The organism is Phenylobacterium sp. (assembly GCF_031984885.1).
Lineage (GTDB): Bacteria > Pseudomonadota > Alphaproteobacteria > Caulobacterales > Caulobacteraceae > Phenylobacterium.
The window spans coordinates 217845-232825 of sequence record NZ_DAMABV010000007.1 but is presented as its reverse complement, the minus strand read 5'-3'; the positions used below and the strand labels follow the sequence as shown (position 1 = coordinate 232825).

Annotated in this window: 12 protein-coding genes; 5 read left to right on the top strand and 7 right to left on the bottom strand. The window is 70.4% G+C overall.

The window, feature by feature from the left end; all coding sequences use genetic code 11:
• Positions 1–137: 137 nt before the first annotated feature.
• From RTL41_RS12935 to RTL41_RS12925, 3 genes are all read right to left on the bottom strand, one after another.
• Positions 138–371, bottom strand: coding sequence for an aa3-type cytochrome c oxidase subunit IV (locus RTL41_RS12935; protein WP_312165024.1), 234 nt, complete (start codon positions 369–371; stop codon positions 138–140).
• 84 nt (positions 372–455) lie between these two features.
• Positions 456–1520, bottom strand: a complete 1065-nt coding sequence (locus RTL41_RS12930) for an alpha/beta hydrolase (RefSeq protein WP_312165022.1) — start codon at positions 1518–1520, stop codon at positions 456–458.
• A gap of 5 nt (positions 1521–1525) precedes the next feature.
• Entirely contained in the window at positions 1526–2002 is a 477-nt protein-coding gene (locus RTL41_RS12925; protein ID WP_312165020.1) for a PaaI family thioesterase, read from the bottom strand.
• 131 nt (positions 2003–2133) lie between these two features.
• On the opposite strand from RTL41_RS12925, the gene RTL41_RS12920 reads away from it, so the two are divergent.
• Entirely contained in the window at positions 2134–2625 is a 492-nt protein-coding gene (locus tag RTL41_RS12920) for a DUF3617 family protein (RefSeq protein WP_312165018.1), read from the top strand.
• 43 nt (positions 2626–2668) lie between these two features.
• Here the strand turns inward: RTL41_RS12920 and RTL41_RS12915 are convergent, their stop codons facing one another.
• Positions 2669–4777: a TonB-dependent siderophore receptor gene (locus RTL41_RS12915; protein ID WP_312165016.1), complete on the bottom strand. Its 2109-nt coding sequence runs from the start codon at positions 4775–4777 to the stop codon at positions 2669–2671.
• Between the two features lie 220 nt (positions 4778–4997).
• On the opposite strand from RTL41_RS12915, the gene RTL41_RS12910 reads away from it, so the two are divergent.
• Positions 4998–6476, top strand: coding sequence for an amidohydrolase (locus RTL41_RS12910; protein ID WP_312165014.1), 1479 nt, complete (start codon positions 4998–5000; stop codon positions 6474–6476).
• Entirely contained in the window at positions 6476–7831 is a 1356-nt protein-coding gene (locus RTL41_RS12905) for an amidohydrolase family protein (RefSeq protein ID WP_409418336.1), read from the top strand. The genes RTL41_RS12910 and RTL41_RS12905 overlap by 1 nt, the downstream gene beginning before the upstream one ends.
• A gap of 394 nt (positions 7832–8225) precedes the next feature.
• Here RTL41_RS12905 and RTL41_RS12900 read toward each other — a convergent pair whose 3' ends face one another.
• Positions 8226–9125: a LysR family transcriptional regulator gene (locus RTL41_RS12900; RefSeq protein ID WP_312165012.1), complete on the bottom strand. Its 900-nt coding sequence runs from the start codon at positions 9123–9125 to the stop codon at positions 8226–8228.
• A 92-nt stretch (positions 9126–9217) separates the two neighbouring features.
• On the opposite strand from RTL41_RS12900, the gene RTL41_RS12895 reads away from it, so the two are divergent.
• Positions 9218–10210, top strand: a complete 993-nt coding sequence (locus RTL41_RS12895) for an aldo/keto reductase (RefSeq protein ID WP_312165011.1) — start codon at positions 9218–9220, stop codon at positions 10208–10210.
• A gap of 140 nt (positions 10211–10350) precedes the next feature.
• Here RTL41_RS12895 and RTL41_RS12890 read toward each other — a convergent pair whose 3' ends face one another.
• Positions 10351–12528, bottom strand: a complete 2178-nt coding sequence (locus RTL41_RS12890) for a beta-glucosidase (RefSeq protein WP_312165008.1) — start codon at positions 12526–12528, stop codon at positions 10351–10353.
• 69 nt (positions 12529–12597) lie between these two features.
• On the opposite strand from RTL41_RS12890, the gene RTL41_RS12885 reads away from it, so the two are divergent.
• Positions 12598–13242, top strand: coding sequence for a TetR family transcriptional regulator (locus tag RTL41_RS12885; RefSeq protein ID WP_312165007.1), 645 nt, complete (start codon positions 12598–12600; stop codon positions 13240–13242).
• A gap of 9 nt (positions 13243–13251) precedes the next feature.
• On the opposite strand, the gene RTL41_RS12880 is transcribed toward RTL41_RS12885, so the two are convergent.
• Complete coding sequence (locus tag RTL41_RS12880; RefSeq protein WP_312165005.1) at positions 13252–14946, bottom strand: class I adenylate-forming enzyme family protein; 1695 nt, start codon at positions 14944–14946, stop codon at positions 13252–13254.
• Positions 14947–14981 lie beyond the last annotated feature (35 nt).

The following is a 14981-nucleotide window of genomic DNA, read 5'->3' as shown; positions in this document are numbered from 1 at the left end:
CCTTTGGCGTTCAGGGATTCCCGCGGCTCGCCCGCGCCCCTCGTCCGGGTCGGGAGGATACCGGAACCCAGAACGCAAAAAGGCGGACGCCGTCGCCGGCGCCCGCCTTTCCGATCTGTCAGAAGGGTCGCTCGCCCCTAGTGGGCGTCTTCGCCGCCGTGTTCGCGCAGCACGAAATAGCCGGCCACGGCGACGATCACGCCGACGGCCAGGCTGCCGAAGAAGCTGGTCTGGGTGCAGAAGGCCAGCACCAGGAAGATCAGCAGCGCGGCCAGAGCCAGGGAGCCCCACTTCGCCAGCATCACGAACAGATGGTAGGTCGAGGTCTGCTCGTGGATGTCCATGTCGCCGCGGTGGTATTCGGAAGCCATGGCGGAGGCGTCTCTCTCTTCGAAAATTCAGTTGCCGCCGGACCTACACGAACCGCAGGCCGGCCTCAAGGGCTCCCGGACGCCTTACTGCGGCCACACCGCCAGCAGCGAGCGCAGCGCGGCGACCAGGGCCAGCGGCTGGTCGACCATGACGTGGTGGGCCGAGTCGGGGATGGCTATCTCCAGGATGTCGTCGGGCAGCGGCGTGGTCTGGCCTTCCGTCCGGCGGGTGATGATCACCGAGCGGTCGCCGTAGATGTGCGCCAGCGGCACCTCGACCTTCGGCTTGCCGCCGACCATCATGGCGTTCATCGCCGTGCGGTCGAGCTTGTTCCACATGTTCGGGTCGAACCGCCAGGTCCAGCCCTCGCCCGAGCCGTCCTCCATCGGCGCGCGCTTCAGCGAGCGGCGGGCGATGAAGTCGGCGACGAACAGGTTGCCGGCCACCTGCGGCGGCATGAAGCGGAAGCGGGCCAGCGCCGCCTCGATGGTCGGATAGACCTTCTGGGCGCGGTCGGCGGTGGGGATGTTGGCCACCCGCTTGGCCTGCTCCTCCAGCATGCGCTTGCCTTCGGGACTGTCGGGCGGGGGGCCGCCGAAGCCGACGTCGACCATGATCGCCGCCTTCATCCGCTCGGGATGGGCCGCGGCGGCGAAGAACACCTGCGAGCCGCCGAACGAGTGGCCGATATAGATCGGCTTGCCGGCCGCATAGAGCCCGGCCGCCTGGGCGCAGGCCTCGGCGTCCTCGGCGAAGTCCTGGAAGGCGTAGGTCTCGCGCCAGTCCGAGGCGCCCATGCCGGCCAGCGACATCGAGGCGACCCGGTAGTGCTCGGCCAGATAGGGCGCGATGAAGCTCCACCAGTCGGCGTGGGCCGAGTTGCCGTGCACCAGCAGCAGGCCCGGCTTGCCGACCTCGCCCCAGGTCAGCAGTTCCAGCCTGCTGCCCTTGGAGGTCACGAAGCTGCGCTCCGGCTCCTTGGCGATGGCGTCGAGGAACCAGGCCGGCGCGTCCGGCTCGCGGCCGCGGAACGGCAGCAGCGGCGCCTGGACCTCGGGCGGCAGGCTGCCGGGCTCGCTCGGGACCGGGCGGTCGTCGTCGTAATAGCCGACCGGCGCGCCTTCCTTGATCGCGGGATCCATCGCCATGGCCTTTAAGCGTCCTTCTTGCCTTCCCGCTCGCCCGGCTTGCGCTGGATCGAGCGGATACCCTTGTAGACTCCCGTGCCGGTCATCAGGACGCGATCGCCGCACCAGATCCGGCCCCGGACCGTGAACACGTCGTCCTGCTCGGCGATGATCTGGCTGGAGCCCTCGACCCACTCGCCCATGTGCGCGCCCGACAGGAAGTCGGTGGTCAGCCGCACCGTCACCCAGCCGATCTCGCGCTGGTTGGAGATCACCCGCCCCCAGGCCATGTCGGCGAAGCTCATCAGCATGCCGCCGTGGCAGTTGCCCATGCCGTTGGCGTGGTGCTCCTCGACCCGGAAGGCCATGACCTCCTCGTTCGTGGCCAGGTCGCGCTTGGAATAGAACGGCCCGACCGTGCGGCCGAAGCCGCGCTGCCAGAGGTTGATGACAAAGCCGTCGGGAACGACGGCGGCCTGCACTTCGGTCAGATCGTCGGACATGGTCGTTGCAGATGAACGGGCGTTTGAAAAATGGCAAGCGCCGATTCCTTGGCGCCATGGCCGCGCTTCGTGCGTTCAGCCATCGCCGATACGCCCCGGGGGGTGGGTCGGACCAAACCGTGGAGGAACTCATGCGTATCGCAATCAGCCTGGCCCTGGTCGCCGTCCTGGCCGCCGCCTGCTCCAAGAAGGAAGACGCCGCCAGGATCGAGCCGGCCCGGCCCGAGGCCGCCGCCCCCGCCGGCCCGGCCATCGCCGGCGCCGACCTCGAGGGACCGGCGCCCGGCAAGTGGAAGATGACCACCGTGCTGTCGGCCGCGCCCAAGCCGGTCGTGATCGAAAGCTGCGTCGCCCGGACCAGCTTCAAGGACATGGAGGCCGCCCGCCACAGCGCCGGCGTCACCTGCGCCGAGCAGTCCTATCGCCGCGAGGGCGCCGACATCGTCGGCCACAGCGTCTGCACCATCCAGGGCGGCATGAAGGTGATCACCGACAGCCGCATCTCCGGCGACTTCACCAGCCGCTACACCATGGAGGCCAAGACCGTCATGGACCCGGCCCCGACCCCGGCCATGAAGGAAACCACCATGAAGATCACCGCCGAACGCCTCGGCGACTGCTGATCCGCCGGCGCCCGGCCTCGCGGGGCGAGGCCGGGCCGCTCTCCTACCAGTAGACCTTGATCGCCAGCGCGCCGTTGACGCCCTCGCCGACATTGGTCAGGTCCCAGTACTTCTCGTTCAGCAGGTTGTTGACGTTGCCGGTGAAGCTCACCCGCTGGCCGCTGATCTCGGTGTCGTACCGGAAGCCGACATTGACGATCGTCCGCTCGGGCAGGAACAGCACGTTGGCGTCGCTGGTCGGCATGTCGCCGAAATAGCGGACCGTGCCGTGCAGGCTCAGCCCCTCCACCGCCGGCACGCGATAGTCGGCGTTCAGCACGTACTGGCGGCGCGTAGCGCCGTCGGGCACGTTGCCCTCCAGATCCTCCTGGCCGGCCGAGACGTCCTTGATCTTGGGGTCCAGCAGCAAGACGCCGGCGCCGAGGCGCAGGTCGGCGGTGAGCTGATAGGCGCCGGAGAACTCCAGCCCGTCGTAGCGCGTCAGCCCGTCCTGGCGCAGGTAGAGCAGGCCGCCGACCTCCTCCTCGATCGTCGCCGCGCGCTCGATTCGGAACGCCGCCGCCGTCAAGCTCAGCAGCTCATGTTCGTACTTGGCGCCGACCTCGTACTGCTTGCTGACCGTCGCGCCGAACATCTCCCCGGCGTTGGCGTAGCGCTCGGCGACCCGCGAGCCGCCCTCCAACGATTCGGCGTAGCTGCCGTAGAACGCGGCGTAGGGTGCGGGCTTGTAGATCAGCGCCACGGTCGGCGTCGTCGCGGTGGTCTCGTAGCCGGAGTCCGTCGCCGGGTCGCCGTCCAGGTCGACCAGCTCGTAGCGCGTCTGGCGCACGCCCACGATCGCCTGCCACTGCTCGCCCAGGTAAAGGGTGTCGCTGAGGAACCACGCGGTCTGGCGCTCCTCATAGGGCGAGCCATCGGTGCTGTAGTCGATCTGGCGCGTCACCCGGAAAGGCTGGCGCTGGTAGATGTTGCCGTTGAAGTCGTTGCTCCAGTACGAGGTCGGCCCGCCGAAGTCGGCGAGGCTGTTCTGGTACGACGCGCCGGCCACCACCGCATGGCGCACCGACCCGGTCACGAACCCGCCCTCGACCATCAGTTGGACGAAGTTGTTCTCGTCGGTCTCGGCGAAATTGTACGCATAGCCTTCGTAGTCGCCGGCCTCGTTCAGCAGGTAGGCGAACATCTTGTTCGAGCGGTGCTTCTTGCGCGTGTAGCCATAGGTCAGGTCCGCGTTCCAGCCTTCCGCGAACGCCCAGTTCAGGCCCGTCGACAGGGCCAGGGTGTCGGCCCGGTAGTCCGAATTGTCGATCTCCAGGTTGTCGTAGTCGTAGGTGACGCGCGGCGGCCGCGCGCCGGCGTAGTCCGACCAGTAGAACTGCAGCGGCTCGTGCTTGAGGTTGCTGGTCTCGGACGTCGCGCTCGCCCGCCATTGCAGGTCCGGGGTGATCTCGTAGTCGAGCGCCAGCGAGCCCGCCAGCCGCTCCACGCCCGCGCCATTGTAGGCTTCGCCGCCTTCGGCCGCGAGGTTGGCGCGATAGCCGAGGCGGCCCTCGGGGCCGATGCGGCCGCCGGCGTCCACATGGGCGCGCAGCACCGAGTCGTTGCGATAGCCGAGCTCGGTGCTCAGCAGCGGCGTGTCGGTCGGCCGCTTGGACTTGTAGGCGATCACCCCGCCCGGCGCGCCGAAGCCGTACATGAAGCCGGTCAGTCCCTTCAGGGCCTGCACGCTCTCCACGCCTTCCAGCGGGAAGTCGCCGCCCCAGTAGAGCAGCAGCGGCACGTTATCGACGTAGTAGTTGCGCACCCCCAGGCCGCGGATCTGCGTGCCCCACCAGTTCACGGTCGCGGCCGGCGCGGACGAATAGACCGCCGGATCGTTGATGAAGACCTGGCCGATCGAGGTCGCCTGGCGCTTCTCGATGTCGTCGGCGGTGATCACCGTGATCGAATAGGGCGTGTCCAGCAGCGACTTGGCGCCCAGGGCGCCGCTCTCGACCACCTGGAGCTGGGTGCTCTCGGTGCTGCCGGTGACCACCACGCCGGCGACGGTGTTCGGCGCCTCGGCCTTCGCCGCCTCCTCGGCCAGCGCCGCGTGCCCCAGGCTCAGGGCGGCCGCACAGACCCCCAGCGACAACACCATACGCAACGCCATGAGCGATCCCCGTCAACCCGCACTTCTGGAGGGCGGTCATGGCTCTAGTTGCGACTGCATGTCAAATGCATTAGCAATGCAGCATCGTCTTTCGACGCGGATTCACTCTCGCCCGTGGCGCCCGCGCACCTCCGTCCGGCGCGCAAATATGCCCGCCCAGCCTTCCCCGCCGCGCCGGTTCCGTCCTATCGTCCACGCCGGTACGCAGGGGATAGATTTGATGAGAGTCCTGACGACGGCGGTCGCGGCGTTCGCGGCCGCGGCCCTCGGCGGTTGCGCCACGACGGCGCCGCCCCCCGGCACGGCGGTCCAGAACACGCCGGTCCAGAGCGCCCCGATCCAGAGCGCGCCAATCCAGAGCGGGAGGACCAAGTCCCTGCCCAAGGGGCTCGACTCCGGCCGCAACGACGCCGCCTACGCCTCCACCTACCAACCCCTGCCCAGCCGCCCGACCGCCCTGGTCGACGCGACCATCTTCACCGGGACCGGCGAGCGCATCGAGCGCGGCGTGGTGCTGATCCGCGACGGCAGGATCGAGGCGGTCGGCGCCGCCATCGTCCCGCCGGCCAGCTACGACCTCGTCGACGCCCATGGAAAGTACGTCACCCCCGGCCTGATCGACGCCCACTCGCACCTGGGGGTCTATCCCTCGCCCTCCGCGCCGGCCCATTCCGACGGCAACGAGCTGACCGACCCCAACACCGCCGGCGTGTGGGCCGAGCATTCGGTCTGGCCCCAGGACCCCGGCTTCAACCTCGCCCGCGCCGGCGGCGTCACCACCCTGCTGGTGCTGCCCGGCTCGGGCAACCTGATCGGCGGCCGCTCGGTCACCCTGCGCAACATCCCGGCCCGCACCGTCCAGGACATGAAGTTCCCGGGCGCGCCCTACGGCCTGAAGATGGCCTGCGGCGAGAACCCCAAGCGCGTCTACGGCAACCGCAACCGGGCGCCCTCCACCCGCATGGGCAATGTCGCCGGCTACCGCACCGCCTGGATCAACGCCGCCGACTACGGCCGCAGGTGGGACGACTACCGCGCCAAGGTCGACCGCGGCGACAAGGCCGACCCGCCCAAGCGCGACCTGCAGCTCGAGACCCTGGTCGGCGTGCTGAACGGCGAGATCCTGGTCGAGAACCACTGCTACCGCGCCGACGAGATGGTCCAGATGATCGGGATCGCCCGCGAGTTCGGCTACAGGATCACCGCCTTCCACCACGCGCTGGAGGCCTACAAGATCGCCGACATCCTGGCCAAGGAGGACATCTGCGTGGCCACCTGGGCCAACTGGTGGGGCTCCAAGCTCGAGGCCTGGGACGCGGTCGAGGCCAACGCCCCGATGATCCACGCGGCCGGCGGCTGCGCGATCATCAAGTCCGACGACCCCGACGTGATCCAGCGCCTCAACCAGGAGGCCGCCGAGGCGCTCGCCGCCGGCCGCGCCGCCGGCTACGAGATCACCGAGGGCGAGGCGATGAAGTGGATCACCCTCAACCCCGCCAAGGCGATCGGCCTCGACAAGGAGACCGGCAGCCTCGAGGTCGGCAAGCGCGCCGACGTGGTGCTGTGGGACAAGAACCCCTTCTCGATCTACGCCAAGGCCGAGCGCGTCTATCTGGACGGCGCCGTCGCCTACGACCGCCACGACCGGCGCTATCAGCCGAAATCGGACTTCGAACTTGGTCAGGGAGCGGGCCGCTGATGCGCAGCCTTGTCGTCAGCCTGGCGGCGCTGGCCGCCGCCCTCGCCGCCCCGGCCGCCGCCGAGACCGTGGCCATCACCAACGCCCGCATCCTCACCGCCGGCCCGGCCGGCGAGATCGCCAACGGCACGCTCGTGCTGCGGGACGGCAAGATCGCTTCGGTGGCCGCCGGCGCCGCCGCGCCGGCCGGGGCGCGGATCATCGACGCCCGGGGCGGGGTGGTCACGCCCGGCCTGATCGCCCCCAACGCGCTGCTGGGCGCGGTCGAGGTCCGCTCCCTGGGCGACGACCTGGTGGTCAACAATCCCGACATCGGCGCGGCCTTCGACGTGCAGTACGGCCTCAACCCGGCCTCGACCCTGATCCCGGTGGCGCGCATGGCCGGCATCACCCGCGCCGTCGTCACGCCGATCTCGGCCGGCGGCGGGCGCGGCGCCGACTTCCACGCCGACGACGGCGAGGAGCTGATGACCGCGGGGGGCGGCGGCGGCACGAGGTCCGCGGCCCTGTTCGCCGGCCAGGCCGCCGTCATCCACCTGGGCGAAGCCGCCGACATCCTGGTCAAGCCCAAGGTCGGCATGGTCGTGCCGTTCGGCGACGGCGGGGCCAATGTCGCCGGCGGCGCCCGCGGGGCCGAGATCGTCGCCCTGAAGACCGCCTTCCGCGACGTGCGCGACTACATGCGCAACAAGGCCGCCTACGACCGCGCCGGGGTCCGCGACCTCGCCCTCTCCAAGGCCGACCTGGAGGCCCTGATCCCGGTGGTCGAGGGCCGCATGCCGATCATCGCCGCGGTCCACAAGGCCTCCGACATCCGCAGCGTCCTGAAGTTCGCCCGCGAGGAAAAGGTCAAGGTGATCCTCTCCGGCGCCGAGGAGGGCTGGATGGTCGCCCCGGAGATCGCCGCCGCCGGCGTCCCGGTGATCATGGACCCGCTGTCCGACCGCCCCGAGACCTTCCAGACCCTCGGCGCGTCGCTGGAGAACGCCGCCCGGCTCCACGCCGCCGGCGTGACCGTGTCGCTGGAAGGCACGGGCGGCGCCCACCGCGTCCGCGAGCTGCGCTACAACGCCGGCAACGCCGTCGCCTACGGCATGCCCTATTCGGCCGCCCTGGCGGCGGTGACCATCAACACCGCCCGCATCTTCGGCGTCGCCGACCAGGTCGGCTCGCTGGAGCCGGGCAAGGACGCCGACGTGGTGATCTGGACCGGCGACCCCTTCGAACCGCTCAGCCAGCCCACCGCCATCTTCATCCGCGGCCAGGCCCAGCCCCTGACCTCCCGCCAGATCGAACTGCGCGACCGCTACAAGGACCTCTCGGGCCCCTACCCGGTCGCCTATCCGAAACAATAGGCGTCGTCCGAAAGCCGTCCGGGACGCGCCGAGCCGCCCGCCGCGCCATCCGGTGTTCATGGGTCCCGGTCTTGCTGCGCAAACCGGGATGACAGCGGGAGATAGATGCTCCCCCTCTGGGGCAGCTGTCAGCGAAGCTGACTAAGGGGGACTTTGACTCTTCTGCTGCGAGAGCAGTCGCGCTTCGCACGCCACCTCCCCCGGAGGCAGGGCGATCGCATATGAATTTCCCCCGCCGGTTCGTCATGGCCGGGCCGCCAGGCATCCATAGACGCCGAGGTCTGCCGGCAATCCCAGCCACGTTGGATCCCCGGCACGCCTGCGCGGCCGGGGATGACGATCGCCGGAGGTTGTTCAAGGCCACGGCGCCATATGCGCCCGAGCAGAGGAGGATCTACGCCCGCCCCCGCTCGGCCTGGATGAAGTCGATGAACGCCCGCAGCGGCGGCGGGACGTGGCGGCGGCTGGGATAGTAGAGCGAGGGGCCGGGGAAGCTCGGCAGCCAGTCCTCCAGCAGGCTGACCAGCCGCCCCTGCTCGACGTCCTCGCGGACATAGCCTTCGAACGCGGTCCAGAACCCGACCCCGTCCAGCGCCGCCCGCCGTTGCAGCGCCACGCTGGTCGAGACCAGCCGCGGCGGCGGGTCCACGCGCACGACCTGGCCGTCCTTCTCGAACTCCCAGGCGAACATCACGCCGCTGGCGAAGCGCTGGCGGATGGCGGGCAGGCCGGCCAGGTCGTGCGGCGTCTGCGGCCGGCCGTGCGCGGCCACCACCTGCGGCGCGGCGACCAGGACGTAGCGCTGCAGGCCGCCGAACGGCACGGCGATCATGTCCTGGTCCAGGTGCTCCTCCCAGCGGACCCCGGCGTCGAAGCCCTCGGCCACGATGTCGATCCGGCTCGACTCGCCGACGATCTCCAGCCGCACCCGCGGATGCTGCTCGAGGAAGCGCGCGACCAGCGGCGCCAGCACCAGCTCGACCGCCGGCTCGGGGGCGTTGATGCGCAGCAGCCCCGCCGCCGTCCCGGCGCTCTCGTGCACGCTCTCCACCGCCGAACTGATCTCGCCCAGGGCCGGCGCCAGGCGCTCCAGCAGCCGCAGCCCGGCCTGGGTCGGCGACACGCTGCGGGTGGTGCGGTTCAGCAGCCGCGCGCCCAGCGCCGCCTCCAGGTCGCGAACCGCCTGGCTGAGCGTCGAGGCCGACACCCCGCGCAGCCGCGCCGCGCGCCGGAAGCTCCGCTCGCGGGCCACCGCCGCGAAGGCGTCCAGGTCGGCCAGGTTCACATGGCGCATTGTGCGAAATTCCGAACGGCCCGTCAGGTGATGAGCGGATTATCGCAGGAATGGCGCGGGCCTAGATTGGCGTCAACCCAAGGAGCCCTCGCATGATCACCCGCCAGCTCGGCCGCACCGGCCCGACCACCTCCGCCCTCGGCCTCGGCTGCATGGGCATGTCCGACCTCTACGGCCCCGCCGACCGCGACCTGGCCCTCGCCACCCTGGCCGACGCCCGCGAGGCCGGGATCACCCTGCTCGACACCGGCGATTTCTACGGCATGGGCCACAACGAGATGCTGGTCGGCGAAGCCCTGCGCCAGGCGCCCCGCGACCAGGCGATCGTCAGCGTCAAGTTCGGCGCCCAGCGCGGCCCCGACGGCGCCTGGCTCGGCTACGACGCCCGCCCCGTGGCGGTGAAGAGCGCCCTGGCCTACAGCCTCAAGCGGCTGGGGACCGACTATGTCGACATCTATCGCCCGGCCCGGCTCGACCCCAAGGTTCCCATCGAGGACACCATCGGCGCCATCGCCGAGCTGGTGCAGGCCGGCTACGTCCGGCACATCGGCCTCTCCGAGGTCGGCTCCGAAACCCTGCGCCGCGCCGCCGCCGTGCATCCGATCAGCGACCTGCAGATCGAGTATTCGCTGATCTCGCGCGGGATCGAGGACGGGGTGCTGCAGACCTGCCGCGAGCTGGGAATCGGCGTCACCGCCTATGGCGTGCTCTCGCGCGGCCTGATCAGCGGCTACTGGTCGACCGGCGCCGGCGCTGCCGATTTCCGCGCCCACAGCCCGCGCTTCCAGGGCCAGGCGCTGCAACACAATCTCGGCCTCGTCGAAAAGCTGCGCGCCTTCGCCGCCGCGCGGAACGCCACGCCGGCCCAGGTGGCCATCGCCTGGGTCGCGGCCCAGGGCGAGGACATCGTCCCGCTGGTCGGCGCCCGCCGCCCCGACCGCCTGGCCGAAGCCCTGGGCGCGGCCGGCCTGACCCTGACCGCGGCCGACCTCGCCGAACTCGACCAGATCGTGCCCAAGGGCGCCGCCGCCGGCGAGCGCTACAACCCCGAGCAGATGGCTATGCTCGACAGCGAGCGCCGTTGAGACGGCCCCAATTGCTCCCCCTCTGGGGAGCTGTCAGCCGCATGGCTGACTGAGGGGGACTTTGACTCTGCAGACTTGAGAGCGGTCCCCCTCCGTCTCGTCGCTTCGCGCCGATCCACCTCCCCCAAGAGGGGAGGATCTCAGGGCTCCAGCGTCCGCGCGCCCAGCACCGCGCTCGCCCGCGGCCCCAGCGCTTCCGCAGACGCCCCTGCCGCCGCCGCGACCTCGCCGGCCGCCACGCGCCAGCCCGGCAGGGCGGCGTCGTAGTTGGCCAGCAGCCGCGGGTCGGCCGTCAGCGTGACCCGCTTGGTCTCGCCCGGCGCCAGCGCCACCCGCGCCCAGCCGATCAGCCGCTGGCTCTCCTGGCCGTCCGCGCCGGTGACGAAGGCGTAGACCTGGGGCGTGTCGATCCCGGCCGCCTCGCCGGTGTTGCTGACGTCGAAACTGACCTCCAGCGTCTCGCCGCCCTTCACGCTCAGCGGCCCGTGCGCGAACCTCGTGTACGAGAGCCCGAAGCCGAACGGGAACAGGGTCGGCCTGCCGGTCTTGGCGAACCATCGGTAGCCGGCGTCCGCGCCCTCCGGGTGCGGGACCGAGAAGCGGCCCTTGTGCTGCTGCACGTCCGGGAACGAGGTCGGCAGGGTCTTCCCCTCGACCGGCGGGCCGAAGATCATGCCGGGGATCTCGGGGCGCACCAGGTCGGCCACGTCGCGGGGGAAGCTGATCGGCAGCCGCCCCGAGGGGTTCACCTCGCCGAACAGCACGCGGGCGATGGCCTCGCCGCCGCGCGCGCCCGGATACCAGGCCTGCAGCACCGCGGCCACGTCGTCCAGCCAGGGCATGGTCACCGGGGTTCCGGTCTCCAGCACCACCACCGTCCTGGGGTTGGCGGCGGCGACCGCGGCGATCAGGGCGTCCTGGTCGTTGGGCAGCGACAGGGTCGGCAGGTCCTCGGCCTCGGTGCACCACTGGTCGGCGAAGACGATGGCGAGGTCGGCGTCCTTCGCGGCCGCCGCCGCGGCGGCAAGGTCCGTGCCGTGGTCCCAGGTCACCTGGACGTTCCGCGCCCGCTCCCTGATCGCCGCCAGCGGCGCGGAGGGGTGATAGGTGATCTGCGAGAAGGCCGAGGACAGGCCCATGGTCACCGCGATCTCCAGGCCCGCCCCGCCGACCGGGATCACCTGCGAGGAGCCGCCGCCCGACAGCACGCCGACGTCGGCGTGGGCGCCGATCACCGCGATCCGCCGGTTTGTGGACTCTATCGGCAGGATTCCATCGGCATTCTTCAGCATGACGATAGCGGCCTCGGCGGCCTTCTGGGCCACCTCGGCGTTGGCCTCGTAGTCGGTCTCGCGCCGCTCCGCCGGATGATCGAAAACCCCTTTGTCGATAAGGCTTCGCAGGATCCGGTGGACCATGTCGGCGAGCCGCTCGAACGGGACCTCGCCCTGCTCAACGGCATCTTTCAGGAGGGCGCCGAAGAAAACCTGCCGATCGAGCTGCTCTCCGCTCTCCTGATCCATGCCCGCCAGCGCCGCCTTGGCGGTCGAATGGACGGCGCCCCAGTCGCTCATCACCCAGCCCCGATAACCCCAGTCGCGCTTGAGCACCTGGTTGAGCAGGAAGTCGTTTTCCCCGGCCCACTCGCCGTTGACCCGGTTGTAGGCGCACATCACCGATCCGGGGTCGCCGCGCTCGATGGCGATCTGGAAGGCCAGCAGGTCGCTTTCCCGCAAGGCCCCCTCGTCGATCTGCGCGTCGACCACGTGGCGGCAGGTCTCCTGGTCGTTCAGGGCGAAGTGCTTGAGCGTACAGACGATCTGGTTCGACTGCGCGCCCCTGATCGCCTCGCCGGCCAGCACCCCGGCCAGCAGCGGGTCCTCGCCCAGATATTCGAAATTGCGCCCGCAGCGCGGCTCGCGGGTCAGGTTGGCGCCGCCGCCCAGCAGCACGTTGAAGCCCTTGTCGCGCGCCTCCGACCCGACCATCGCCCCGGCCGCATAGGCCAGCTCCGCGTCCCAGGTCGAGGCCAGGGCCAGGCCCGAGGGCAGCGCCGTGGCCCCGTCGCCCGGTCGGATCTTGCGCGGGTTGGCGACGCCGAGGCTGGCGTCGGTCTCGTTGAGCGCCGGAATCCCCAGCCGCGCCACGCCCGGGATGTATCCCGCCCCCATCGCCGCGTCCTGCGGCGGGGTCTCCAGCAGGGCCGGCATCGGCCCGTGGACCAGGCTGATCATCTCGTCGAGGGTGAGCTGTTCGACCAGCAGCGCGGCCCGCGCATCGGGCGAAAGGCTCTTGTCCATCCAGGGCTGGGCGGTCATCGCAGGGGTTCCTCCGGGCGTGTTGCGCGGACGCTATCTATTTTTACCCACTTGGGCAATATTAGGGTCATGACCGAGGTCGCTCCCCGTCCCAGAGGCCGCCCGGCCAAGGACGCCCGCTCCGTCGAGGCGACCCGCGCCGCCATCCTCGCCGCCGCCCTGACCCTCTTTTCCGAACGCGGTTTCGAGGGCGTCGCCCTGCGCGACATCGCCGCCGCCGCCGGGGTCGAGCACAGCCTGGTGCGCTATCACTTCACCGACAAGGCGACCCTCTGGCGCGCGGCCCTGCGCAACCTGGTCGACCAGATGAACGCCGAGCGCCGCGTGCTCTGGCGGGCCACCTACGGCCAGCCGCTGCTGGAGCGGTTCAAGCAGGCGCTGCGCGACTATGTCCGCTACTGCGCGCGCCATCCCGAGCACGCCCGGATCATGGTCCACGAGACCATGACCGACACCGACCGCACCGCCTGGATCGCCGAGCATATCGTGGTCCCGCAGCACCGCGCCGGCCGGCGCAACATCGAGGCCCTGATGGCCGCCGGCCACCTGCCGCGCATGGAGCCGCGGCGGCTGATCTACATGATGGCCGCGGCCTCCCAGGCGCCCTTCACCCTGGCCGGCGAACTGCGCCTGGCCTACGGCGTCGACCCCATGACCCCGCAAGAGGTCGAGGCCCACGCCGACGCCGTCATCGCGACCTTCGTGCGGGCGTAGAAGCCCGCTCTAAAGCGCCTTCTCGGGGCTCAGCGTCTCACGCAGTTGGCGCTTGAGGAACTTCCCGCTGGCGTTGCGCGGCAGCGGGTCGTTCATGAACCACAGGTAGCGCGGGATCTTGTGCTTGGCCATCAGGCCGGCCAGGTGCTCGCGCAGTTCCTCGGGCGAGACCATCGCGCCGGGCCGCAGCAGCACCGCGGCCCCGACCTCCTCGCCCAGCCGCTCGTCCGGCACCCCGAACACCGTCGCCTCGGCCACGGCCGGATGGCGGAAGATGCCGGCCTCGACCTCGGCGCAATAGACATTCTCGCCGCCGCGCAGGACCATGTCCTTCTTGCGGTCGACGATGAAGATGAAGCCGTCCTCGTCGATCCGCGCCACGTCGCCGGTGTGCAGCCAGCCGTCGGTGATCGCCTCGGCGGTGGCGTCGGGCCGGTTGATATAGCCCTTGATGACCGGCGCGCCCTTGACCCACAGCTCGCCGACCTGGCCGGTGGGGACCGCGTTGCCGTCGTCGTCCACGCACTTGGCCTCGAACGAGGGCATGGCCGGGCCGCAGCTCTCGGGCTTGTCGACGAAGAAGTCGGCCGAGACCGCGGTGATGATCCCGCAGGTCTCGGTCATGCCATAGCCGGTGTTCGGCCGCGCGGTCTTCACCGCGCCGTCGATCTTGGCCACCAGGTCGGGCGGCAACTGCGCCCCGCCGCCGCCCAGGGTCATCAGGCTGGAGGTGTCGGTCTTTTCGAAGTCGGGATGGTTGATCACTTCGCGCGCCATGGTCGGCACGCCGCTCATGGCGGTGATCTTCTCCTTCTCGATCAGGCGCAGCGCCTCGCCCGCGTCCCAGCGGTACATGAGCACCAGCTTGCCGCCCCCGGCGGTGACCGCGTAGGCGCCGCAGTTGTTGGCGGTGACGTGGAACAGCGGCGTGGTCAGCAGCGCCGCCGGGATCGGCGCGTCCTCGGGGCTTGGGACGATCCCGGTCGCCTTGGCCACGGCCAGGCCCTGCACCTGGGCCGAGAAGCCCATGTTCATCAGATTGGCGATGCAGCCGCGATGGGTGAGCTGCGCGCCCTTCGGAAAGCCCGTGGTGCCCGAGGTGTAGAAGATGCAGGCGTCGGCGTCCGGGTCGACGCTGACCTGCGGCATCTCCCCGCCGCCGGCGATCACCTCGGCATAGGGCGTAACGCCGGCCGGCGCCGGCGTGCGCACGGCGACCAGCTTGATCCCCTCGGCCATGGCCGGCCGCTCCTGGATGCGGGCCAGCCGTTCGGCGTCGGCGAACACCACCTTGGGGGCGGAGTCCTTGAGCGCGTACTCCAGCTCGTCGGTGACCCACCAGGCGTTGACGCCGACGGCGGCGACCCCGACCGACAGGCAGGCCCAGTAGATCAGCATCCATTCGGGATAGTTGCGCATGGCGATGGCGACGCGGTCGCCCGGCTGCACCCCTTGCGCGAACAGCCAGGCGGCGATGGCGTTCACCTGGGCGTGGGCCTGGGCGTAGGTCAGCCGGTCGTCCTCGTAGACCAGGTAGTCGCGATCGCCATAGGCGGCGGTCGAGAGCCAGAGTTCGCGCACCGACGGCGGCGCATACTTGAACATCCGGATCATGTTCCCGCGCACCGGGATCTCGGTGATCTCGAACGGGGCGCCCGGCGCCGTCAGCTCAGACCAGGCCTGCTTCAGCTCTCGATAGTGCATGGACTCCCCAATTGTTTGATCGCCGGCCGCGTCGA